Origin of the sequence: Kothea flammea (genome assembly GCF_052161645.1) — a bacterium.
Classification (GTDB): domain Bacteria; phylum Planctomycetota; class Planctomycetia; order Pirellulales; family Pirellulaceae; genus Laterigemmans.
The window spans coordinates 4,554,860-4,578,879 of the sequence record NZ_CP197414.1 but is presented as its reverse complement, the minus strand read 5'-3'; the positions used below and the strand labels follow the sequence as shown (position 1 = coordinate 4,578,879).

Genomic DNA, 24,020 nt, shown 5'->3' with positions numbered 1-24,020 from the left:
ATCCTAATGGCGAAAGAACCGCTTCACTCTTTTACTCCCGCTGTTGGTCTGCTGCATGACACTTCGCTTCGGAATCGTTGGCTGCGGAATGATCGCCAAATTTCACGCTCACGCGATTCGCGACAACCCGACGACGTCGTTGGGGGGGGCTTGGAGCCGTCGCGGGGAGACGACCGCTGAGTTTGCCAAGACTTTCGATTGTCGCGGCTATGATTCGCTGGACGCGATGTTGGCCGATCCGGAGATTGATGCGATCTCGATTTGCAGCCCCAGCGGGGCTCATTTAGATCCCGCTTTGGCAGCCGCTCGGGCTGGTAAACACGTGGTTGTCGAAAAGCCGCTGGAAGTGACCACGCAACGTTGCGACGCGATCATTGAGGCTTGCGAACAGCATAAAGTGAAACTGGCCGTCACTTTTCAAAGCCGTTTTCATCGCTCCAGCCAGTTATTGAAAGTTGCCGTCGAGCAGGGACGATTCGGGAGGATCACGTTGGGAGACGCGTACGTGAAATGGTTCCGCAGCCAAGAGTATTATGACAGCGGAGCTTGGCGCGGCACTTGGGAACTCGACGGTGGCGGGGCCTTGATGAATCAAGCAATTCACTCTGTTGATTTGTTGCTGTGGCTGATGGGACCTGTTCGCACTGTTAGCGCGATGGTCGACACGGCGACGCACGAGCGGATTGAGGTGGAAGACGTGGCGGTGGCAACGCTCAAATTTGCAAACGGTGCGCTGGGAGTCATCGAAGCGACGACGACTGCTTTTCCCGGAGCTTTGAAAAAGATCGAAATCTGTGGCAGCGGCGGGGCGGCCGTTCTGGAAGAAGAGGACTTAATCCAGTGGGATTTTGCTCAGCCAGAGGCGAACGATGAGACGATTCGCGAGGAGATGCGAGGGCAAACGCAAACCGGTGGTGGTGCGGCAGACCCGTCAGCCATCGGGCATCATGGGCACCAGATGGTCTTCCAAGACTTTGCCGCCTCCGTCGCCGAGGATCGCCAGCCGGCGATCGATGGTCGGGAAGGGCGACGGAGTGTGGAATTAATCGAAGCGATTTATCAGTCCGCCCGAGAAGGCCGGCGGATTGAACTTGGCTGAGCCCAATTAGCGATTGCGGAACCGCCGGTTAACGATTGCGGAACTGGCCGTTCGGGCGAGCCACCGTGGTGCGTCGAGCATTCGGGGGCACGACAACGCGTGATGATTCCAGCGGATCGCTCATTGTCACCACCGAGTCGCCGATGGGGGTAGGTTGTCCGACGTATCCCATCTGGCCTGCCCCCATAAAATGATCCTGATGGCCGTGCCCACCACAATCGGCACATGCGCCGCAGCCTTCAAAACCACAGCCAGGCTCGAACCCACAACTCGGCTCCAAACCGCAAACGACTTCGCCGCCGCCGCCGCACGAGCCGCAGCCATCGCAACCGCTGCCGCCGGCGTAGCGGTAGCCCCAAATCGACTTGGTGCCACTCAGCATCGGACGGCATGATCCACAACTTTGTCCGTTGTAGTTGCCGCAGGAATCACAGGGATCACAGCATTCTGCGGGATCATTGATCCAGGGATCCACATACAATTCGCCACAGCCCGACTGGCATCCGCCGTGGAACATCAGCGGACCACAGCAGCCGGTCGACAAAAGGGCTGCCGCCAACATCGAAAAAAGGGCGGTCATTTGCAAAACAGGGCGCATCGAAATTCCATCCTGGGAGGTAGTCTGGTGATTGGGCGAAATCGTTTGCGAAATCGCAATCGTCCAGCTGTAGAAATCGGCAGCCCGCACCAGCAAACTTGAGACAATCCGGATAATCGTTAAATTCGACACAGCTTGCTACATGCGTGGACACGTGTGCGCACTTTGGTTAAACTACCGCTGGTTGCACGGGCCCCTTGGCGTCTAACCGTCGCGCCACTTGTTGAGTGCCGCCGTTAAGTTACCTTCCTGGCGCTCAGTTAACGCTTGGCGAAAGTCGATTCTCCGGCCATAATCAAACGTTCAAGGGTTTGTTTGCTGACCGACAGCTTGTTCGAACTTAGGAATTCAATGAGTGACGCGCGTTCCCCGGGAGTGTTTGCCCGGATTATCCTCGTGCCCCTGCGACTCGCCACGGGTTGGGGGCGATCGCCACGGTCCCTGGGCTTCATGGGCGTGATGTCCTTGATCCTGTTGCGACTGTGCATTGGCTTCCACTTTTACAGCGAGGGAGTCGACAAGATGTCTGGCGATTTCGACGCCGGCAAATTTTTCTCCGTGGCGCGAGGCCCCTTCGCGGGGCATTTCCAGCGTCAAGTGTGGGACTGGGACGGCAATATTCGGCTAGATTCCGAACGCACGATTCAGACTTGGGCCAATTATCGTCAAGCCGTCAAAGATCATTACGAGATGGATGACGCCCAACGGGACAAAGTCGAACAAGCTTACGCCAGGGCGATTAAGCAACTGGAGTGGGTACTCCAGTCGAACGCCAATGAGATCGAACAATTTAAATTGGGCCGCGAGCGAATTCTGCAACTCGAACAGGACGCCACGCGGAGCGGTGTGACGAGCTTGGGTGGACAGCGAGACACGGTGCGACGAGAATGGCAGCAGTTAATTAGCCCCGTGTTCGTTCAAATTGACAAGATTTGGACCAACTTGGAAACGGAAGCCAACGGGGTCGCCACCAGCGAGCAGTCCGAACGCGGAACGCTAAAGCTGGGAAAACCGCGTGACGTGCTGGTCGACACCAGCGTCATAAACCCAATCATTCCTTACTTTGACATGACCATCGGTATCTGCTTGCTACTGGGGTTATTCACCCCGGCCGCCGCGTTGATTGCCGCTGGATTTCTCGGTTCTGTCTTTATGTCTCAATACCCGCCGACGACGGGTCCCGGATCGACCTACTACCACTTGGCCGAAGCGGCCGGATGTTTGGTGCTGGCTGGCACCGGAGCAGGCCGATTTGCCGGTTTGGACTTTATCTTCTACGCCATCAGTGCCCGCTTGTGGCCTGCCAACTCGGAGCGAACATCAAATGGATAAGCTGTCTGCGGAAGAACAAGAAGTTGGTAAGAGCAACTACTACAACGCGGTGGGCATGATTACTCCGCTGTCGCGGCGCGATCTGCTCAAAGGTATCGTTTCCACCGGTGCCGTCAGTGGTGCTGGCCTAGGTGCGATGTACTTTGGGTATGACAAAAAAATTGCCGATCCCGTTCGCGTGGCCGTGATTGGCACCGGGGACGAAGGCAACGTGTTGATCGGCGGGTGCAATCCCGATTATGTCGCCGTAAAAGCGATTTGCGATATCCGTCCATTCAGCATCTTTCGGGCTTTTCATGGTGACTGGAGCACACCCAGCTCACTCAAGCGACGTCCGGGGCTGATCAGCGTGGCAGGCTACAAGGACGAGGCCGAAGCTCGTGATAACGTCAAAGTTTATGATGCCAGCAACGGAGGCATCACGGCTTGCTTGAACGATCCCGACATCGAAGCAGTCATCATCGCTCTACCGCTGTGGTTACACGCCGTGGTCGCGGCGAAAGCCATGGAGAAGGGGCTGCACGTGTTGACTGAAAAGCTGATGGCCCACAACGTGGCCCAGTGCAAAGTCATGTCCCGGATGGCCGCTGAGCTGAAAGACAAAGCGGGCAACCCGATCCATTTGGCGACCGGTCACCAACGGCATTACAACGTCAAGTACGACAATGCCGTGAACATCATTCGCTGGGGCTTGCTCGGGCAAATTCACCATATTCGCGCCCAGTGGCATCGCTCCAACGTGCCCGGAAAAGATAGCTGGAAAATGCCTATCCCGGGTGGCGAAAAACGCTCTGACGGTTCTGATTATCAGAAAATTCTCGGCGACATTCGCTACCGCGAAAATGCGCTCAAGAATGCCACCGACCCGTCGGAGATCGAGCGACTGCAAATGGAATTGGCCCAGTGGAAAGCTTGGGACGCCGACAAGGAAATTGATCCGAAAGAGTTTGGCTACCAAGACCTCAGCATCGGTGATCGACTCTTCACGGCCATGGAAGAATTGCATCGATGGCGGCTGTTCGACCGCACCGGCGCGGGTTTGATGGCCGAACTGGGCAGTCACCAGTTAGACGCTGTCAGCATCTTCCTCAGCTCGCTGCGTGATGATGGTAAGAAAGTCCATCCGCTCAGCGTGCATGCGGTGGGCGGACGTCACTTGATGCCGCTCGATCGCCAAGTGGAAGACCACGTTTATTGCACGTTCGAGTTCCCCGGTCCTGAATACGAAGCGGGCAAGGTGGGTTACCGTGATCCAGTGGAGAATTACCCGGACGGCGCCGTGCCTGGTTACGAAACCGATCCCAACAAGAAAGTCGTCGTCACTTACTCGACAATCAACGGCAATGGTTTTGGTGGTTGGGGCGAAGTCGTGTTGGGCACCAAGGGGACGTTGATTCTCGACAAAGAGACTGACGTTTATCTTTATCGGGACAGTAATACCTCAGCAAAGGTGGGCGTTAGCCAGCAACCGGGAGGTGGTTACGCGCTCGACACGTCGGCCAGTGGCGATTACGCCTCCCCGCTGGCACAGGCCGCCGATGCGGGGCCGGTCAGCCGCGGGTACCGCGAGGAGATCGAGCATTGGGCTTACTGCATCCGCAATCCTGATCCCAACAATCGCGTCCGTTGTTATCCAGAAGTCGCCATGGGGGATGCTGTCATCGCGTTGGGGACCAACGTGGCCCTCAAGAATGCGGCGGAAGGCAAAGGCGGCTACTTGGAATTTAAGGAAGAATGGTTCGAGGTCAACTCGGACGAAGTTCCGGATGGCAGCGACATCGCCAAGGAAACGGAAAACATGAAAAAGCCGGTTGCTTAGCGGCCTTTACATGAAGCCCCCTCGGCACCATTTTCGTTTAACAGTCAGCCGCAGGCGTACTCATAATAGTCAGCCGTCTGGTGACGGTCGGTCCGCTGAGCGAACTCACATCTGTTTCATGCGCCGGCGGCGATCAGTCGCCCGCGCCGGTTTTGCGCCTGGGCCAGTCTGGTGAATCGGCTCCACAACTACCAAATCAGATCGTCGCGGTGCGGAAGTCGAGCCGATGGCTATTACTCGAATTCTCCATCTTCCGACTCGACCTTGCTGCGGCGAGTCAAACCGGCACGATCCAGCAAGCTGCGACGCAGCAACTCTTCAATGTGATCATCATCGGGTGGTGGAGGTCCAAAGGCTCCCAAAGTCTCGGGATCGTACTCGATCCGATATTCGTGCTTGGCGATTGCCAGCGTGCAACCGGGATCGAGCCGCTTGCGAATAATTTTGCGATTGTCGACTTTGGTCCCGTTGCGGCTGTTTAGGTCGTTGACAAACCAGTAGCCCTGTTCCAATGACAGCCGGCAATGTTTGCCGGAGACATTGGAAAATTTGAGCGCGATATCGCAAGAATCGCGACGTCCGACCAGCAGCCTTTTCTTCAGCAACGGGATATTGTCGCCACCACCGGTGGGTACCAATTCGCCGAACATCTCGTTATCTACCATCACTGGACCTCGCCAGAACATTCAGTCGCGGAGACGCCAACGGATGATTGGTGGCGTCGCAGAAAAGATCAGTTAGAGACTAGCTTTTTTCTCGTTGCCCGTGGGTTTTATTTTAACACAGCGGTCGAAGGAAGCTAGAAATCAGACCACGCGAAATTGCGTCGGCAAGTTTTTTTATGAATTTTCCGACAACGCGATACAATCGGCCAAGGCATCCCGCAGCGGGTCATCGGCGGGGCCGCAGAACCCCCAGTGTTGCCGCCGCCGCCAGCCTTCGCCGAATGCAAAGCCAGCCATTTGGCCCACATCTCCGGTCAAGTCACGCATCGTTTGGACATACGAATCCATGCCTTGGCTCTCGTCGAGCCATTCTTTTTGGCAAGCGTGGCATTCTAGGGCGGCAACTTTTTTTTCCATCACCGGGCTGGTGTCGACAATAAAGTCGGGTCGCACCGGTTCCCCGAGCGGCGTGCGATTGCCGTGAGGCTGGGCGTGATAGACGGTCACCGGGGTAAAATAGGGAGCGACCGGGGGCTCGGAATCGAGGTTCGGCATGCCGTGGGAAAACGCTGCCGACACGGCCAAGCGGCAAGCTTGCTCATGGTCTTCCATGTAATCGCTGGGGGCGTGGGTCAACAAAATTGAGGCTTGTGATTGTCGGACCACAGCTGTGACCTTGGCGACCAATTCAAACGAATACAAGATCTCCATATCGCGGCAGATGGGTGGATAGAACTTGGCTCCCAGAACTTCGGCCGCTCGTTTGGCTTCCGCCAAACGGGTGGCGGCAGTCTGTTGGCGATCCATGGTCATGCTGCCGCGACAGCCATCGGCCAAATTAAAGTAATGCAGATCCCAACCACGTTCGGCTAAACGCAGCATCGTCCCGGCCATTACAAATTCGATGTCGTCAGGGTGTGCGGCTACGGCGAGAACAGCAGGCATTGAAATTATTCCGACTCAAAGCGTTTGATTTTACGATCCAAAGTGCTCCGCTCGATTCCCAGAAGCCGGGCAGCTTGGCTTTTGTTGCCCGCTGTGTGCTGCAACACCCGTTCGATATGTTGCCGTTCCAGGAGGGCCAACGTGAGAGGATTTCCATCGTCATCATAAAGTGCCGCCGTCGATGCCGGGGGCGAACTATTGGCTGTTAGCGGTTGAGCCGATTGAGCCCCTTCGCTGGATACTGGCGATTGGCTCGGTTGGCTATGACTCGGTTGGCCGGGTACCGTTAGGTTCGAGAGCAGTAGATCGTCCGCTTCGATTTTTGGACCGGGGCAGAGCACGACGGCACGTTCGACAGCGTTTTTTAGTTCGCGGATGTTTCCTGGCCAGTGATAGGCCATCAGTTTCTGTTTGGCTGTTTGGCTGAACGCGTCCAACCGTCGCCCCATTTCGCTGCGGAAACGGGTCAGAAAGTGCTCGGCCAACAGCAGCACATCAGAACCTCGTTCACGCAACGGGGGGACCCGCAGTTCGACCACGTTCAGGCGGAAATAGAGGTCGCTGCGGAATTTTCCCTCGCGGACCGCCACCTCCAAGTCACGATTGGTGGCCGCCACAACTCGCACATCGACTCGAATTGCAGTATTCCCGCCCACCCGCTCGAACGCTTGGCCCTCCAGCACGCGAAGGAACTTAGATTGGATCTCGGGACTCATCTCGCCGATTTCGTCGAGCATCAGCGTGCCACCGTCAGCCGCTTCGAATTTTCCAATCTTGCGTTCGGTGGCTCCCGTAAACGCACCTTTCTCGTGCCCGAACAGTTCGCTTTCTAGCAGACTGGGCGACAGGGCGGCGCAATTCAAGCAGACGAAGGGGCCGTTGCGCCGCGGGCTAGCGTGATGGATTGCCGCCGCGATCAATTCCTTACCAACGCCACTTTCGCCCCGCACGAGCACCGTCGCCGCGGTCGGCGCGGCGCGGGCGACTTGTCGTTGAATCTCTAGAATCGGTTCGCTCTCGCCGACGATAAAGACCTGTTCGCCCAATTGTTCGCGAAGCTTCGCCAGTTGTTGTTCGGACCGCCGCAAGTTGGTTTTTAATTGACGCTCGCGCCATAAATGTTCTAACGCCAAAGCCAGATTGGCGGCGATCGCCAACGCCAGTTCGAGGTGCTGGCTGGTCAGTTCGGGTTCATCCTTCGACGAGTAGATGTGCAGCAGCCCGACTACCTTTTGGCTGATCACGATCGGCGCGCAGAGCGCGCTGGTCGTGCTTAATTCGCCTTGGCTATCGCGGCTCGCTAGCGCCAAATCGTCCTCGATGTTGCGAGCCAGAATCGCTTCGCCACTGGTCAATACGGTGCTGGCCAATTTTTCGCTAAGGCTGCGATAGGAATGGCCCGGCCGGCTAGATGTCGCCAAGGCGGTCAGGCCATTGAAAGCGGAACTGGCAGCCTGTTGTTTTTTGGTCGCCACCAATACGGCACCGGCGGCGGTCCCGCTGGCTCGATTCAAGGCTTCCAAGGCAATCTGCGAGACTTGTTCGGGAGCTTCGCCACGAGCGAGGGCGAAAGCGGTCCGCAGCAATGATGCTTCGCTGCTGGCGGCCATCGCGCTGCGCGACAGCTCAAGATCACCCGGCTCGAGAATCGCGCTGCGGCGGCGGCGATCCAGAATTTGGGCCCGATCATTTTGGGCCCGATCATTTTGGGCCCGATCATTTTGGGCCCGATCATTTTGGGCCCGATCATTTTGGGACCTCTGGCCGTCGGCAGCTGCCACCAACGGCTGGCTCGGCTGCGAATTGGTTGCTTGTCGCAGTGTTTCGAGTTCGGCGTTCGACAGTGAATCGGCCGGATTCACTCGGACTTGCGTATCCGCCAGTTCGGTGGGCTGGCCACGATTTTGTGGTGGCAGCGGCGCTGCGTCGGAGGAGAAAGCGTCGGCCACTTGTCGCACAAACGTCATTTGATAACCGGCGACCGAGATCACATCCTGTTCACGTAGTTTTGCCGGTGTTTTGATTGTTTCCCCGTTGACCACCGTTCCGTTGCGGCTGCCCAAGTCGCGGACGATCCATTGTTCTTTAATATGTTGGAGTTCGGCGTGCGCTCGACTGCACTGGTCGCTGCGGATCACAACTTGCGATTGCGAGGAGCGGCCGATCACGAAGGCCTTGCCTGGCAGCAGGCGGAGCACATCTGTCCATTTTCCGCCTTGGCGGATGATCAAATAGGCGTTATCGCCGTCACGAGCGGAAGAATCGGACAACTTCAAAACACTTGGTTGGGAGTAATTTGGTTGAAAGCGGGTGAGCTGGCAGCTATTGTACGATGATTGTCGCTGTCTTACTGTAATGCAGGTGGCGATTCGAATGTTGCTTGTCCCGTTAACTACAACTCCCGCTGTGCACGTTACGCGGGAATCTCGGAGCCGTTTGATGAAACGCTTCCCCGCGCCGAGTCGCAAAGCCGGTCAGTCCTTTGGCTGGGCTAGCCGTCTGTTGGTTGCTTTCGCCCTTGTTGGCACAATGCTGTGGTTACCCAAGGCGATTGCCGGACTGGGAAACCTCGGTGGAAACGCGGTGGGTGGTATCATGATTGATGCCGCGGGACTGGTGCGTTCTGCCACACAAGCAGAACGAGCAGATTTGCTGGCCCGCATGCGAACCCAGTTAGCCGAACCGCAAGGTGATTTGGCAGCTGGCAGCGAATTGCGAATGATTTCGCTTAAAAAGTTGCAAGCGGCGATCGCTCGCGAGCTGCAGACGGGTGAGGAAATTCCCGCCGACATGAAGATGCTCGCTGGTCTGCAACGCATCGAGTACGTATTTGTCTATCCGGAGAGGAATGATATTGTTTTGGCGGGACCCGCTGAACCTTGGGTGATTCGCGAGGACGCATCGGTCGTCGGCAAGTTCAGTGGGCGTCCGACTTTGCTGTTGAGCGACTTGTTGACCGCTTTCCAGAGTGTCGAGCCATCGCGTCAGGGGGGCATTAGTTGCTCGATTGAACCGACTGCTGAGGGACGTCAACGTCTGCAGCGGATGCTCGCACGGGTGCGCCTGCAATCAGGACAAGATCCGCGAAATCTCGAGCCGATGATGCGGGAAGCTTACGGTCCGCAGATCGTTAAACTGGCCGGTATTCCCACCGACAGCCACTACGCTCGCGTGTTGCTCGCCGCCGACTATCAAATGAAGCGGATTGCGATGGCGTTGGAAGATTCGCCCGTGGCCGGTTTGCCAAGCTACTTGGAAATGGCTCGCAACGAGCGCCAATTGGGCAACGAAAACCCACGCTGGTGGATGGCCTGTAACTACGATTCACTCAAGCATGATCAGGGCCGTTTGGCTTGGCAACTCAGCGGGCAAGGAGTGAAAACTTTGACCGCTCAGGATCAATTCGATGCCGCCGGACAAGCTCAGGCAAGTCAGCGGGAGAACAAGACGGCCAAGAAATGGGCCGAATTGATGACCGATCGATTCAACGAGTTGGCCGCGCGACAATCGATTTTTGGCGATCTGCGAAACGTCATGGACATGAGCGTTGTGGCTACCTTGATCATGCAGGAAGGCCTCGACCAGACGGCCGGCTGCGACCTGTCGGTGATGTTGGGCAAGGGTGTCGAAGTCCCCACGACTTCGTATGAGGTACCCCAAGCGGTTGCTCCTCAATGCAGCTTTGTCAAAGGTAGTGCGGGTTGGACCGTGACGGCATCGGGTGGCGTTGAGGTCACACCGTTTAACGTTGTGGAAAATCAAACGCTCGATAATCAATTGGCTGAAGTACATGCTCGGGCCAAAGCCGAGCAGGCGACTACCTGGTGGTGGAACGGCTAAGCGTCGAGCGGGGATTGAATGCTTTAACTCAACCACAGTGGGCCGCTGGAGGGGATGCTTTTCCCGCCCACTGTGGGGTGCGTGGCTTGGTTTGACCTCTTGATGCGGATCAAATTGGGACAAAATTTTGCTCGTAGATGCCGATTTTTCTGGCATTCACCACCTTTTCGGGACTAAGCGAGCCGATTCCGGGCTTGCCACGAAATGCGATTTCGCGAACACTTAGGTTCGTACTGATTCGTATAGTCCCGGGTAAGGCACGCGAGATGAACCAAGAGCTGTCGAACAGCTACTCTTACCAGAGTTACCAGCGTCAAAGACAAATGACGCTCGGAGACCTGTTGCTGGAAAATCGTATCGTCTTTTTGCAAGGCGAGATCTATACCGGCAATGCTAATGAAATTGTCATGAAGCTGCTGTACTTGCAGAGCGAAAATCGCCGCAAGGACATTCACCTGTATTTAAATTCGCCAGGTGGATCGGTCACGGCAACTTTGGCAATCTACGACACCATGCAAATGCTGTCTTGCTCCGTCGCAACGTACTGCGTCGGTGAAGCTGCCAGTGGCGCGGCGATTTTGTTGGCTGGCGGTGCCAAGGGCAAACGTTTTGCTCTTCCTAACAGTCGCGTGATGGTTCACCAGCCATTGGGCGGTGTTGGCGGTCAAGTCAGCGACATTGAAATCCAAGCTCGCGAGATTTTGCGTTATCGCGATGTGCTCAACGAGATTCTGTCCTCGCACACTGGGCAGGACATCAAGAAGATCGCCGCAGATACCGATCGCGACTTCTTCCTTTCGCCGAACGAAGCCAAAGAGTATGGCCTCGTCGACGACATCCTCACCAAGCCGCCGGTTAATCCCGACGCCGAGGAAGAAGAAACCACTTAAAGGTTGCCGGAGCTGCTGGGCCGTTCCTCGCAGCCTTCGTCTTTCCCCTTCACCGCAAGTCATCATCCACGTTCAGGTTTCCCTGCGATGCCCCTGATTCCCTACGTTGTCGAAAAGAGCGGTCGTGAAGAGCGCGTCTACGACATCTATAGTCGCCTGCTCAAAGACCGAATTATTTTTCTCGGCCAGCAAGTCAACGACGACATTAGCAATTCGCTGGTCGCGCAAATGCTGTTTTTGCAAAGTGAAGATCCCAAAGCGGATATCCATCTTTACATCAATTCGCCCGGTGGCAGTATCACCGCCGGGTTGGCAATTTACGACACCATGCAGTTTGTCTCTTGCGACGTGGCAACCTACTGTATTGGTCAAGCGGCCTCGATGGGTGCCGTCTTGCTGACCGCTGGGACCAAAGGAAAACGTTATTCTTTGCCCAGCTCGCGAATCATGATCCACCAACCGCTGGCCGGTATGCAGGGCAGCGCACAGGAGATCGAAATTCACGTCGCTGAGTTGCGTCGGGTCAAGCGGAAGATGAATGAAATCATGATCCGACACACCGGCCACACGCTGGAGAAAATCGAAGAAGATACCGACCGTGACCGTTTTATGTCGGCAGAGGAATCGGTCGAGTACGGTTTGATCGACAAGGTGGTATCTTCGGTAGCGGATGCACCAGCCAGCTGAAGTTAGGCTGCTGTTAAGGCTGGATGTTTGCCAGCCCAATGTATAATGCACAGTATTGTTGCGTGCGCTGCGGAGCTTGACTCCCGGCGCACCCTCTTTCTTTGCTCCACAAGCCTCATTCTATTGAGGAGAGATTGGCTTCCATGGGTGTCATCATCGACGCAGTTTACGAAGGCCAATTGGCTTGTCGAGCGACTCATCAACCAAGTGGTCGCACGCTGGTTACCGATGCGCCGGTCGATAATGGCGGCCAAGGCCAATCGTTTTCACCCACCGACTTGGTCGCCACAGCGTTGGGAAGTTGCTTGATGACCATCATGGCGTTGGTTGGCGAGCGGCATGGTGTCGATTTAACTGGCACTCAAGTCCGCGTCGTCAAGGAGATGATTCAGCAACCGATCCGTCGCATTGGAAGTTTGAAATCAGTCATCACCATCCCCAGTGGGTTGTGTGCCGATGTGGAGCTGAGAAAGCGGATCGAGAAGGTAGCGGAGCACTGCCCGGTGCATCAAAGTTTGCACCCTGATATTGATGCCGCGATCCAATTCGAGTGGCTCGAGTAGCTTTGCTGAAGCAAGAGGGTGTCGGGTTGCTACGGTCGACGATTTCTTAGCAGCTAGTCGGGCAATTTGCTTGGCGTGCAAATTCTTCCAGCTTGGTCGTGTCCGGTGTCGGCTGGTCGCTGATCGTGGCCCACAGTGTGCAGCACTCGATGAGTCGAGCTTTATCGATCGGCTTGGTGAGGTAATCGATGCAGCCGGCGTTCAGGCACTTTTGGCGGTCACCTTCCATTGCGTGTGCGGTCAGTGCGATGATCGGTAGCCGGTAGCCTTGGCAACGGAGTCGTTTGGTAGCCGCGTATCCATCGAGCTCTGGCATCTGCATATCCATCAGCACCAGATGTGGCATCGTGTCGGCGGTGGCTGATTCAATTGTTTCCGCAGCGATCAAGCCGTTGTCGGCCAAGATGACTTCAGCACCTGCTTTTTTGAGATGGAAACTAATCAGTCGTTGGTTGTCAGGCCCATCCTCGGCCAGCAGAACCCGCAGTCCCAACAGTGGTTGGAGTTGCTGCCCATCGACTTTCTTGGCCGCGAGCCGCTCGCTGGATGTTTCCTGTTCGTCGCTGTCAGCCAGTTCGCAGATTTGAGCGGGAGTGTGGAGTTTAACCCCTGTTAATGAGCCCGTGGCGATGGTAACGGTGAATTCACTACCTTCGTTCAGTGTGGAAGCGACCTCGATTCCGCCTCCCAGCATCGTTGCCAGCGAGTTAGAAATACGGAGTCCTAATCCTGTGCCGCCGAACTTTCGCGTGGTGCTGGTGTCAGCTTGGCTGAAGGCTTCGAAGCGGGCGATCGCCGCTCGTTGCTTTTCGCTCATGCCGATCCCCGTATCGACAACGCGGAATGTCATTCGTTCGGCGCCCGCGTCACAAGCGGCATGAATTGTCACTGAGCCGATCTCGGTAAACTTGATCGAGTTACCGGCGAGATTGAGCAGAATCTGGCGAAGTCGGGTGGGGTCCGAATGAATTGACAGTGGAATCGGGGTGTCGTAAACGATGCCCAGCGTGATGCCTTTGCCGATCGCGCGTGGCCGCAACAGCGAGGCGACTTCTTCGACGATCTGAGCTGGGTTGGTGTCGATCCGTTCGATCGTCATTTGACCAGCTTCGATTTTTGACATGTCGAGAATGTCGTTAATAATTGTCAGCAGGTGCCCAGCGTTGGCTTGGATCGTGCGAACGTGCGTCGCAAAATCTTGAGGCGATGATGTCGGCTCCATTATCAGGTCCGCATAGCCGAGGATCGCCGTCATTGGCGTGCGGATTTCGTGACTCATGTTAGCCAGAAACTCGCTCTTCGCTTGGCTCGCCGCTTCCATGCGAATCACCGACTCGCGAAGTTGTTGGATGTCGATATTCACACCGACTGCTTTCAGCGGTGTGCCGTCGTCGGCTCGCTCGAGCACCTCGCCGACACCTCGCACCCAACTCCACGAGCCATCCTTGCGGCGGAGGCGATGCTCGCATTTGTAGACATCGGTTTCACCGCGGAAGTGTCGCTCGAGTTCTTGGCTTGCTCGCTCGAAATCATCTTGATGGCAGAGCTCTTTCCACACCGCGACCTCCATTGGCAGCTCTCCAGGCTCATATCCGAGCATGGAATACCAGGTATCGCTGAACAGCGCGCTGCCCGTTTGGATATCCCATTCCCAAAGTCCCGTATTTGAGGCCCGCAGCGCCATATTTAAACGGTGCTGCGCTTCGCTGGCCCGTTCACGTGATTCGACAATTTCGGTGATGTCCATGGCGATCGCGACCAGTCGATCGTATTGGCCGTTAGGACTTCGCAGCGGAATTTTATCGGTGCGGATGTGCTTGATTTCACCCCCTGTCTCGTAGCATTCGATGATGCCAAGTTTCGCCTGCCCAGAACGGAGCACAGCTTGATCGTCCTCGAGGTATCGGTTTGCATCCTCCGCAGGAAAGAATTCCTCGGCCGCGCGATATCGAATTTGTTCTTTGGGCAGACCGATCGAATCGGCGGCGGCTCGGTTCAAGTCAAGAATCTTGTTATTTCCATCCTTATAAAACACGAAACCCGGGATGGCATCCAAAATGGCTTGCAACTCACGCTTTTGTTCTTCGATTTGCAGTTCGGCTTCGCAGGCGGTTGTGACATCGATGTGACAACCGGCCATGCGAAGTGGCTCACCCTCGCCAGACCATTCGACCACGCGTCCGATGCAAAGCACCCAGACGGTCGAGCCGTTCTTGTGTCGGTAGCGAACCTTGGAATAGAACGGGACACCTCCCCGCGACTCGACGTGGGTCGTGAACCGCTGCATCGTTTCGCGGAGATCGTCCGGGTCCATCAGTTGTTGCCAAGTCTCCGGAGTCTCAGGCAACTCACCCGGTTCATAACCAAACATCCGCAGCCAGCTCGGGCTGAAGTGTTCAACACCGTCGCTGATCTTCCAATCCCAAAACCCGGTGGTGGGCGAGTCGAGCACCGCTTCGAGAATGCGCTTCTGCGTAGTCAGCTCGCGACGTTGTTCGTGCTGCGTCGTGATGTCGGCGATGCTGGTGACCACGCCCCGGAGTGAGCCATCGTTCTCGCACACCGGCTCGGAGCTGACTGACAACCATCGCTGTTGGCCGTCGGGACGAATGAATCCGTGCACAAACCCTTGCACCGATTTGCCCGTTCGCAGGGTTCTCGCGGCAGGCATTTCAGCTGTCGGCAATACGCTGCCATCCTCGCGAATCGCAGTCCACCGGGGGTCGTTCAACGAGCGTCCGAAAATCTCTTCGTGCGGAATCCCCAGTACCGCTTCCGCTGCTGGATTGCATTCCAACACTCTTCCACTTACATCATGCAACACGATCCCCTCGGACATTGCCTCGTAGATCGAAGTCAAACGTTGACGTGATTCGACCCGCTCGCTAATGTCGCGCACGACCGCTTGGAGAATCATCTCCCCATCGATGGGATGCGCACTGAGCAACACCTCGGCATGGAACGACTCGCCCGTATCAAGTCGCTTGTGAACCCATTCGAATCGATCGCTCCCGTCGCGGTATGCGCGTTGAATGTGCTCGTCCGCCGCAACGCGGGAAAGTTTTCCGTCTTTCTGGTACTCGGGCGAGATTTCAGCGGGATGCACCTGCTGAAGTGCTCGAGACGACTGTACGCCGAAAAGTTCAAACGCCGCTTGATTGCAGCCGATGAAGCCGGTCTCGTTCAGCATCAGCACGGCGTCGCGAGAGCCGTCGAACAGTGCCGAATATCGCGCCATCGCCCTGCTATTCTCAGTTTCTAATCGCTTGCGTTCGGTAATGTCGAAACGCAGCGAGATATATCGCTTCACTTTGCCATCGTCGCTTTCAAGCGGGATGTTGGTGGAGTCTACCCAGTACAGCGAGCCGTCCTTCGCTCGGTTGCATACTTCCGCTCGCCACGGCTTGCCCGCAGCAATCGTCTTCCACATTTCCACCCAGAACGATTTCGGGTGGTGCCCCGAGTTGAGAATCCGGTGGTCGCGGCCCAGCAACTCTTCGCGGGCATAGCCGCTGATTTTGCAAAAACCATCGTTTATGTCGATAATGCGACCCCGCGCATCAGCGATGGAAAACAAGGTGTGCTCGTTAATCGCCAGTCGCAGGGCCTGCAGTTCCTGCCATTGTTCGAGAATTCGCCGCCGATCGGTCACGTCACGAGACAACACGAGCGAGCGACCATCGCCAAGGTCAGAAACGCGTGCCTCAAAGCGACGGCCCGTTTCCTGATCGATCGTGTACTCAATCACAACCAGTTCGCCAGAAAGTTGTGTCTGCTTCATCGCAGTCCGCAGCTGGGATGCCGCGTCATCAGTCAGCACTTCCTCAAAATGCCTGCCAATGATCTGTTCGGAATCTCCCGCCAAACAGACTCGCTCGCCATCGGCCGTCCCCACGCCGCTGCGATATTCCAGGAAGACTCCCTCGCGATCGAGCACAAACAGCATGTCCGGGACCGCTTTGAGTACCGCTTCCCGTGGCAGGCCAGCCTCGCTGGCAACGGCCACCTTTCCTCGGGTGCGGAGCCACAAAACTGTGACTACGCCGAGGGCCGCGAACAAGCCGCCGCAAGCGATAGCGAGCAAGATGATTGTCAAACTCGCTACGTCCGCGGCCAGCGGGAAACTAACTGCGGGAATCCGCGAGTTCGTTGTCAGCCGCGTGAAGGTGAAGGCTTCGGCAGCCACCAGCATCGCGTGGCAATGCGTGGGGCGACACAGCATTGCCGCATTGGCTCGCATACGCCGATTCCTCGAGAATTCCATATCCGCTGCGCTCTTTGATGATTCAATCTGGCCCCGTGCTAACCGTACCGGCTGTCATTTGCAACTTTAGCACATGGAAAGTGTATCGCTCTCTTCGTTGGGGGTGATAGACCACATGTCCCGGTGGTGTCGAGTCAAGTTGGCCGGATAGAATCACAATTTTGGAAATCACGATCAAGCCAAGGCTTGCTGCGGTCCAAAAAATTCATACCGCGTGCGGTCCGCCGGGACGCGGAGCGAACCAAGGATCGCACGCATTTTTGCCATGAAAGGGGCGGGTCCGCAGAGGTAAAAGTCAGCTTCGCAGTTGGGCAACAGATCGCTTAATAGCTTCTCAGAGATCGTGCCCACCGAATCGCATTTCCCCTCGGCGAGGTCGTTTTCCAAAGACGCGTCGAAAATAAAGTGAGCGCAAACCGACTTGGCTCAACTGACGATTTTGCCATCGACAACAAGGGCGTCACACCGATCCCGCCGGCAATAACGTCTCCAAGTTCTCGATGTGCGTAACGCAAACGCAGATTGCCCCTACCAAAGCCCGTTGCTGGCCCCCGCTGTGCTGGTGCGCCAGGTTAAAGAAGGCGTTGACCTCCGGATTCCCAGCAAACATCCGCTTGTAAAACCGCCCGGTCGCTGGATAAGTCTTAAATAAATATACACAAAAAGGTATAGATTTTGTGTCGGCACGTCAATATGCAGATTTCAGCGACTGGTTGTGGAATGCGGCAATCCGCCAAGCGGCGGTTAGTCGTGGTGTCGTCGCTAGCGGATAAGATGGGTATGCTGGTGCGGATCAGCATCTGAGGGGAGGGGCGTCGATGAGTACGAGTTATTTTTCCGCCACATATGTGGAGGCGCGGGGCAAATTTAGAGCTGCGGCGGAAGCGGTTGCCGCGACTTTATTTTCGTACCCAGTCGCGGCAGAACACTGCGAAGATTTAACCATTGACGTCGCCGTGCTAGGACCAGCCGACGCGCCCGCCTTGGTGACTTCTTCGGGGGTTCACGGAGTCGAGGGCTTTCTGGGGTCGGCCGCTCAAGTCGCTTTGCTGACCCACCTGCAGGCGGCCGGTTTACCTGGCGATTTGCGGTACGTCTTGATTCATGGAGTGAACCCGTACGGATTCTCCCGACTCCGCCGCTTCAACGAAGAGAACATTGATCTCAATCGCAATTTTCTGCTTGAGCGAGATGGCTATCGAGGGTCGCCGACTGGCTACGCGCGGCTGGACCCTTTCTTAAATCCCACCACCCCTCCGGCGAAGTTTGAGTTGTTTCGACTAAAAGCAATAGGCAGCATTTGGCGACATGGCTTGCAAGCATTGAAGCAGGCGATTGCGGGAGGGCAGTACGAGTATCCTCGGGGCATTTTCTTTGGCGGGCGGGGGCCCGCCGAATCGACGCGCGTGATCGCCGCGCACTGCGATGATTGGATAGCTGACGCAGCGCGGATCGTGCACCTCGATTTTCACACCGGATTGGGACCGTTCGCAACCTACAAGCTTTTGCTTGATCACTCGTCTGAGGCTGCGGCTGACTCCTGGTATGCGCGAACATTTGGCCGCGAGGTGATTGATGCTCCCAGCTCAATCAACCCCACTGCTTACGCCACTTCGGGAGGATTTGGTGAGTGGCTACAGCACCATTTTGCCAGCCGCGAATACCGTTTTGTGACCGCCGAGTTTGGCACCTACGGCGTGCTCCGCGTGCTGGGAGCAATCCGGGAGGAGAACCGGGCGCATCATCATGGTTCTCGGGGGGAGCAAACGTATTGGGCAGCGAAGGCCGAGTTGTTAGAGTGCTTTTGTCCGCGCGACCAGGTTTGGCGCGATAAAGTCATGCATTCCTCCGCGCATATCATCGCTCAGGCGGCAACCGCAATCTGGGCATGAGTCGTTTAACAGCAATACCGTTCAATGTTTATGTAAATCGCGGCTCCTGCTAGAGTTAGGTTGTCTCACCAACCAACCTCGCAAGGAGCCGCGACATGAACGGGCAAGGATGCTCTGACCTCTCTTCGGAAGTCAACGGTAGGATTTTAGATCGGATTGCTGGACTTGAAAAGATCATTGCACCTGAACTTGTAGAGCGAGCACTCGCCGATACCGGCAAGCAGACCAAGCGGTCCTGCACGCTGACCAACGAAGTGATGATTTGGGTCGTATTGGCAATGGGCCTTTTCACTGAGCTTCCTATCCGTCAAGTCTTCAAAGCCTGCCGTCGGCTGCGGCACGGAGAAGAATCGCCAGCTAGGTCCAGCCTATGTATAGCGCGTCAACGACTTGGGAGCGAACCACTCGTTGCCTTGCACAGTTTAGTGGTCCGCCCATTGGCCACGCCGCAGACGCCTGGTGCGTTCTATCGCGGTATGCGCCGGGTCGCGATCGATGGTACGGTTCTCGAGTTGCCTGATTGCGATGCGCATCAGCATCTTGGACGCTCGTCAGGAAGTCGTGGCGCAGCCCCCTTTCCTCAAGTCCGTAAAGTCAGTCTTGTCGAACTCGGAACTCACATCGAGTTCGCATTTGTTTACGGCGGTTGGAAAGACTCCGAAAAGAAGCTGGTCGAGCAGCTATGGGATCGTATTCCCGAAGACGCGTTACTGTACGAAGACAGGGGCTTTTTTAGCTACAAACACTGGAAATTACTGCATGAGAAGCACAAATTGCTTGTTCGCATTCAAAAGTCGATGGTGTTCAAACCGATCAAATGCTTCGACGATGGATCCTTCTTGGCAAAGGTTTATCCGAGCAACTGGTATCGCGAAAATGACAAACAAGGCATCCTAGTCCGAGTGATCGAGTACAAGCTTGATGACCCTCAGCGTGTCGGTCACGATGAAGTTCATCGATTGATGACCAACCTGATGGACCCGATGGAGTTTCCGGCCATGGAACTGATTATGGAGTACCACGAACGCTGGGAAGAAGAAATGGTCTTTGATGAGCAGAAGACTCACCAAGATCCTTGTCGGGCCGAGAAGACAACGAATCTTCGCAGCGAAACGACCGACGGTCTGAAGCAAGAGTTGTATGCGATGTCGCTAGGTCATTTCGTGGTTCGCGCGTTAATGCTTGAAGCGGCTACCGAAGCGAACATGGACGTTGATCGGTTGTCGTTCAAGGGTTCTTTTCAAATACTCAAGACTCGATTACCGGAGTGCGATCCGAGCAACGAAGTAAGTTTCTCGCAGTGGTATGCAGCTGTGGTCTGGGAAATGAGTCGTGAGCGAATCCCGCCGCGCCGCAACCGCATCAACCCACGCGTGATCAAACGAAAAATGTCACGTTGGCACAAATGCCGCCCCGAACATCGAAACCAAGAACCGTTGACGAAAACCTTTGACCAGTCAGTGGTTATGCTTCATTGAACGGTATTGCGTTTAACAGTCAGCCGCAGGCGCACATCCCTCCGGTTCCTCGGTGAAGCGTGCTCCAGCGGTTGTGTGGTTAATCCCCCACAGCGAGCGCGTACGCAGTTGCGTGGCTGCGGCAATGCGAGATGCTGATTTGCACTTCGGTGATGCCCATTTCTATGCTTAATTCACGAGCGACCCCGGCCAGCGTGATACTGGGTCTCCCCCCTGGTTCGTTGCGAACTTCGATGTCGGTCCACTGGATGCCCCGTGTCCAACCGGTGCCGAGCGCTTTGAGAACTGCTTCTTTAGCTGCCCAGCGTCCCGCGTAATGCTGCGTGGCTGCTTTTCTTTCGCTGCAGTATAGGACTTCGTTAGTGGTGTAGACTCGATCCAGAAATAACTCGCCGTGCCGCTCGATCATTTTGGCGATCCGCACGCATTCGACGATGTCGGTTCCGATTCCAAAGATCTTCATAGTGACATGAGTTGGCGGGTGGATGGCTCGCTTGCTGACGAGCCTCACTGGTTGATGGATGATTCCGACAATGATCTTCTGACGGCAACTCGCTGGTTATCGCAGTCCGCAGGCCGTTTGCGCTCGCAGCAGCACCTCGGCTGCTTTTTCCCTCGCCCGCGTGGCCCCGGCGGCGAGAACCTCGTGCACGTAGTCGAGATTGTTTTCCAAATCGGCACGACGTTGACGAGCGGGGCCAAAAAATTGCTCGCTGGCATCGGCCAACGCTTTTTTGACTTCGCCGTAACCAAAACCACCCGCTTGATACTTGGCCGCCATTTCGGCCACGGCGGCCGGGTCGGCGACGAGTCGAAAGAGTTGGAACAGGTGATCGGTTTCGGGGTCCTTGGCCTCCTCTTGGGGGCGGCTGTCGGTGACGATTCGCATGATCATCTTGCGGATTTTTTTCTCTTCGCCGAACAGGGGCAGCACGTTGTCGTAGCTCTTGCTCATTTTCTCCCCGTCGGTGCCCGGAACCTTGGCGGCATCGCTCAGCACGTTGGCTTTGGGGAGCACGAAGACCTCGCCATAGCGATTATTAAAGCTGCCAGCCAGGTCGCGACAAACTTCGATGTGTTGAATTTGATCTTGGCCAACGGGGACCAAATCGGCGTCGTAAGCCAGGATATCGGCACTCATCAGCACCGGATAGGTAAACAATCCCGCATCGGCCAAAATGCCTTTTTCCTTCTTTTCTTTATAAGCGTGACAGCGTTCCAGCAGCCCCATTCCGGTGCCGGTCATCAAGAGCCAGCACAACTCGGAGACCTCGGGGACATGCGATTGAATGAACAGCGTCGCTTGTTTGGGATCGAGCCCCAGGGCTAGTAAATCGAGTGCGGCGTCGAGCGTATATTGTCGCAAAACAGCCGGATCTCGGATCGTTGTCAGGGCGTGCAGATCGGCAACAAAATAAAAGCCATCGTGCTCGACTTGCAGGGCAATATACTGGCGAATGGCGCCGAAAAAATTGCCCCAGTGCGGGCGGCCGGTGGGCTGAATCCCAGAAAGGACACGCATCGTGGTCAGAAAACCGTAAACGAGTTATGAGCAACCGCGAGCCGCAACGATTCAGCCCGTCCGCGAACAATTGTTCCTAAAAAACGTTTCGCTGCAAACCGGTCCAAGCTCAGATCGGTTCGCTGGCGGCACTATTTCAGCTGAGCCGCTTTGGAGAGCGCCTCGTCGCTGCCGGCGACCAACAGGGTGTCGGAATCTTTTAGCGTCGAATCGGGGTCGGGCGAGGACGAGATTTCGTCCGTCAGCACGTCGTGCAAAGCGACCACCGTGATATCGTAGTTCTGTCGCAATTGTAAATCCCGAATGCTCTTGCCACTCCAAGCTTGAGGGACGGCCATTTCTTGGATGCTGAAGCCGGTGCCGAGTTGCACATAGTTCAGCAGCGCCGTACCGCAAATGCGAGTCCCCAAACTGATGGCCGAATCGCGTTCCGGAAAAATCGTTTCGGTGACTCCGATCCGCTCCATCACGCGAGCATGATCGCGGGAGATGACTTTGACATACACATCGGCGACTTTCAGATCATGCAGAGCCATCGTTGCCAAAATGCTAGCCGTGATGTCGTCTCCGGTTGAGATGACGCCCGCGTCGGCATCGCGAACGCCAATCCGTTCGAGTGTTTGAATGTCGGTGCCGTTACCCATCGCCGCTTTGGCCACGTAGGGGGCAATTCGATCAATGGCGTCGCCGTCTAAATCGACAGCGATAACTTCGTGACCTTTTGCATTCAACGACTCCGCCGCGCTAGCGCCGAAGTTTCCCAGTCCGATTACCACAAATCTTTTCATCGTCACTCCGGATCTTATAAATCTACTGAGTTGATTGATTGGGATCAGCCGACGACCACGTCTTCGTAGGCAAAACGAAAGTTACTTTTACGCGGACGATGCACCATCAGCGCCGCGGCAAAAGTTACCGGCCCAACACGGCCTAAAAACATCAGCACGATCGTGACCCATCTACCAGCACCCGACATATCAGGAGTCATACCCATCGACAGTCCCACGGTGTTGAAAGCGCTGACCGCCTCAAACATCCGCAGCAAAAATTTGCCCTCAACTTCGCCATATTGTTCCGTCGTGGCTAACGCGAAAACCCCCAACGCAACCACCGTGAAGGCCACCACTCCCAAACCTACCGCCCGTTGAATCGTATCCTCGGGGATTGAACGATTGCCAAAAATGGTCGTCTCATGCGAACGCATCCGTGACCAAGCAAGCAACATGATCAAGGCAAACGTGGTCGTCTTCATGCCGCCCGCCGTGGAGCCGGGGGAACCGCCCACGGTCATCAACAAGATCGTTAAAAAGTTGGTGCTGTCGGTTGCTTGACCGTAATCAATGGTGTTAAACCCAGCGGTTCGCGAAGTCGTGCTCATGAACAAAGCATTCATCACTTTGTCCGACGTTTCGAGCCCGGCCAGACCGGCGTTCCATTCAAACACGGCAAAGGCTGGCCAAGCTCCCACCAACAACACAATGGTGGTTACTAAGACTAGGCGACTTTGCACGGAGAGTCGCCGTATCTGACGCTTTTTGGGAACTAAGAATCTCAGATACGATTCTTCCAGCGTGACAAAACCAATACCACCAATCACGATCAACAGCATAATGAAGGAGAGCACAAAGGGATCTTCACGCTCGCCCATCAACGAGTTTGCATTGGTCGAAAAGCCAGCATTGCAAAAGGCGCTGATCGCATGAAACACGGCCGGCCAAATCGATTCCTGCCAACCATACTTGGGCCCCCAACGCAGCCACAACGCCAAAGCCCCCAGACCTTCGATGATGAAAGTAAAGCGAATCACGTCACGGGCTAGACGCCTGACATCGACATGCGGCCCAGTCTTGCGAGACTCACCTGTCAGCGAAGCGGCCCTCAGCGACAACCGGCCCCCCAACAAAGAAATGATCAAACTGGTAAAGGCGAGTATTCCCAACCCGCCCAGTTGGATCAAAATCAACAGCACCGCTTGGCCGCGGATCGTAAAGTAAGTCTCCGTATCAACGACGATCAACCCGGTGACACATACCGCGCTGGTCGATGTGAACAACGCATCTTGCCAACCAAGCGGCTCGCCCGTGTACAGGCCCGGCAAAAATTTCAGTGCCAGCACTCCAAGTGCGATCACCAAGGCGAATGACCCCACAAAGAGCTGGGGCGGAGTGATCCGCTGCCAAATCGGCGCTCCGCCACCACGACCGATGCTCCAGCGGTTCACCGCTCTCCGGCGTCGGAATCGTTCTCGAGCTATCACAAATTGTCTGACTTGAAGTGCTGAATTGCGAAAAAATAGTTGCTCACCACGCGACCAAGCTGTTCACCATTTTCCGCTTCGGACCGGCTGACCAGTGTAACCAGGATGTTTCCGCGGATGGGAGGGGGGGCGACGCAGGCACTTCAGGCTCAGCGAGTGGGTACAATGA

General features: G+C 55.9%; 19 protein-coding genes and 1 pseudogene. 9 read left to right on the top strand and 11 right to left on the bottom strand.

The window, feature by feature from the left end; all coding sequences use genetic code 11:
• The first annotated feature begins 55 nt into the window (after positions 1 to 55).
• Positions 56 to 1,099 carry a Gfo/Idh/MocA family protein gene (locus SH139x_RS17175; protein WP_488351000.1) on the top strand — a complete coding sequence of 348 codons (1,044 nt, stop codon included), beginning with the start codon at positions 56 to 58 and terminating at the stop codon, positions 1,097 to 1,099.
• 28 nt (positions 1,100 to 1,127) lie between these two features.
• Here the strand turns inward: SH139x_RS17175 and SH139x_RS17170 are convergent, their stop codons facing one another.
• A complete protein-coding gene (locus SH139x_RS17170; protein WP_488350999.1) occupies positions 1,128 to 1,697 on the bottom strand; it encodes a hypothetical protein in 570 nt (189 codons plus the stop codon).
• 351 nt (positions 1,698 to 2,048) lie between these two features.
• On the opposite strand from SH139x_RS17170, the gene SH139x_RS17165 reads away from it, so the two are divergent.
• Complete coding sequence (locus SH139x_RS17165) at positions 2,049 to 3,029, top strand: DoxX family protein (protein WP_488350998.1); 981 nt, start codon at positions 2,049 to 2,051, stop codon at positions 3,027 to 3,029.
• Positions 3,022 to 4,848, top strand: a complete 1,827-nt coding sequence (locus SH139x_RS17160; RefSeq protein ID WP_488350997.1) for a Gfo/Idh/MocA family protein — start codon at positions 3,022 to 3,024, stop codon at positions 4,846 to 4,848. The genes SH139x_RS17165 and SH139x_RS17160 overlap by 8 nt, the downstream gene beginning before the upstream one ends.
• A 233-nt stretch (positions 4,849 to 5,081) precedes the next feature.
• Here SH139x_RS17160 and SH139x_RS17155 read toward each other — a convergent pair whose 3' ends face one another.
• The 3 genes from SH139x_RS17155 to SH139x_RS17145 form a co-directional block, all read right to left on the bottom strand.
• Positions 5,082 to 5,513 carry an FHA domain-containing protein gene (locus tag SH139x_RS17155; protein WP_488350996.1) on the bottom strand — a complete coding sequence of 144 codons (432 nt, stop codon included), beginning with the start codon at positions 5,511 to 5,513 and terminating at the stop codon, positions 5,082 to 5,084.
• 174 nt (positions 5,514 to 5,687) lie between these two features.
• Complete coding sequence (locus tag SH139x_RS17150; RefSeq protein WP_488350995.1) at positions 5,688 to 6,458, bottom strand: PIG-L deacetylase family protein; 771 nt, start codon at positions 6,456 to 6,458, stop codon at positions 5,688 to 5,690.
• 5 nt (positions 6,459 to 6,463) lie between these two features.
• Positions 6,464 to 8,728, bottom strand: a complete 2,265-nt coding sequence (locus tag SH139x_RS17145; RefSeq protein WP_488350994.1) for a sigma 54-interacting transcriptional regulator — start codon at positions 8,726 to 8,728, stop codon at positions 6,464 to 6,466.
• A 169-nt stretch (positions 8,729 to 8,897) separates the two neighbouring features.
• Between SH139x_RS17145 and SH139x_RS17140 the strand changes: the two genes are divergently transcribed.
• The 4 genes from SH139x_RS17140 to SH139x_RS17125 all read left to right on the top strand — a co-directional run bounded on the left by SH139x_RS17140 (position 8,898) and on the right by SH139x_RS17125 (position 12,438).
• A complete protein-coding gene (locus tag SH139x_RS17140) occupies positions 8,898 to 10,298 on the top strand; it encodes a DUF1598 domain-containing protein (RefSeq protein WP_488350993.1) in 1,401 nt (466 codons plus the stop codon).
• Positions 10,299 to 10,564: 266 nt separating this feature from the next.
• Positions 10,565 to 11,188: a ClpP family protease gene (locus SH139x_RS17135; RefSeq protein ID WP_488350992.1), complete on the top strand. Its 624-nt coding sequence runs from the start codon at positions 10,565 to 10,567 to the stop codon at positions 11,186 to 11,188.
• Between the two features lie 87 nt (positions 11,189 to 11,275).
• Complete coding sequence (gene clpP, locus SH139x_RS17130) at positions 11,276 to 11,875, top strand: ATP-dependent Clp endopeptidase proteolytic subunit ClpP (RefSeq protein WP_488350991.1); 600 nt, start codon at positions 11,276 to 11,278, stop codon at positions 11,873 to 11,875.
• 143 nt (positions 11,876 to 12,018) lie between these two features.
• Positions 12,019 to 12,438, top strand: coding sequence for an OsmC family protein (locus SH139x_RS17125; RefSeq protein ID WP_488350990.1), 420 nt, complete (start codon positions 12,019 to 12,021; stop codon positions 12,436 to 12,438).
• 46 nt (positions 12,439 to 12,484) lie between these two features.
• Here the strand turns inward: SH139x_RS17125 and SH139x_RS17120 are convergent, their stop codons facing one another.
• The 3 genes and pseudogenes from SH139x_RS17120 to SH139x_RS17110 all read right to left on the bottom strand — a co-directional run.
• Complete coding sequence (locus tag SH139x_RS17120) at positions 12,485 to 16,678, bottom strand: PAS domain S-box protein (RefSeq protein ID WP_488350989.1); 4,194 nt, start codon at positions 16,676 to 16,678, stop codon at positions 12,485 to 12,487.
• Between the two features lie 198 nt (positions 16,679 to 16,876).
• Positions 16,877 to 17,053, bottom strand: a complete 177-nt coding sequence (locus SH139x_RS17115) for a hypothetical protein (RefSeq protein WP_488350988.1) — start codon at positions 17,051 to 17,053, stop codon at positions 16,877 to 16,879.
• Positions 17,054 to 17,174: 121 nt separating this feature from the next.
• A pseudogene (locus SH139x_RS17110) lies at positions 17,175 to 17,333 on the bottom strand (globin family protein); the annotation flags it as partial.
• A gap of 187 nt (positions 17,334 to 17,520) precedes the next feature.
• Between SH139x_RS17110 and SH139x_RS17105 the strand changes: the two are divergent.
• Both SH139x_RS17105 and SH139x_RS17100 read left to right on the top strand, forming a co-directional pair.
• Positions 17,521 to 18,594: a M14 family metallopeptidase gene (locus tag SH139x_RS17105; RefSeq protein WP_488350987.1), complete on the top strand. Its 1,074-nt coding sequence runs from the start codon at positions 17,521 to 17,523 to the stop codon at positions 18,592 to 18,594.
• Positions 18,595 to 18,689: 95 nt separating this feature from the next.
• On the top strand, positions 18,690 to 20,072 hold the full coding sequence (locus SH139x_RS17100) for an IS4 family transposase (RefSeq protein WP_488350986.1): 1,383 nt from the start codon (positions 18,690 to 18,692) through the stop codon (positions 20,070 to 20,072).
• A 79-nt stretch (positions 20,073 to 20,151) separates the two neighbouring features.
• Here the strand turns inward: SH139x_RS17100 and acpS are convergent, their stop codons facing one another.
• From acpS to SH139x_RS17080, 4 genes are all read right to left on the bottom strand, one after another.
• Positions 20,152 to 20,535: a holo-ACP synthase gene (acpS, locus tag SH139x_RS17095; protein ID WP_488350985.1), complete on the bottom strand. Its 384-nt coding sequence runs from the start codon at positions 20,533 to 20,535 to the stop codon at positions 20,152 to 20,154.
• Positions 20,536 to 20,631: 96 nt separating this feature from the next.
• Entirely contained in the window at positions 20,632 to 21,594 is a 963-nt protein-coding gene (gene trpS / locus SH139x_RS17090; RefSeq protein WP_488350984.1) for a tryptophan--tRNA ligase, read from the bottom strand.
• A 131-nt stretch (positions 21,595 to 21,725) separates the two neighbouring features.
• Positions 21,726 to 22,382 carry a potassium channel family protein gene (locus SH139x_RS17085; RefSeq protein WP_488350983.1) on the bottom strand — a complete coding sequence of 219 codons (657 nt, stop codon included), beginning with the start codon at positions 22,380 to 22,382 and terminating at the stop codon, positions 21,726 to 21,728.
• Between the two features lie 44 nt (positions 22,383 to 22,426).
• The gene (locus tag SH139x_RS17080; protein ID WP_488350982.1) at positions 22,427 to 23,815 is read right to left on the bottom strand and encodes a TrkH family potassium uptake protein; all 1,389 of its coding nucleotides are present in this window, start codon (positions 23,813 to 23,815) and stop codon (positions 22,427 to 22,429) included.
• Positions 23,816 to 24,020: the final 205 nt, after the last annotated feature.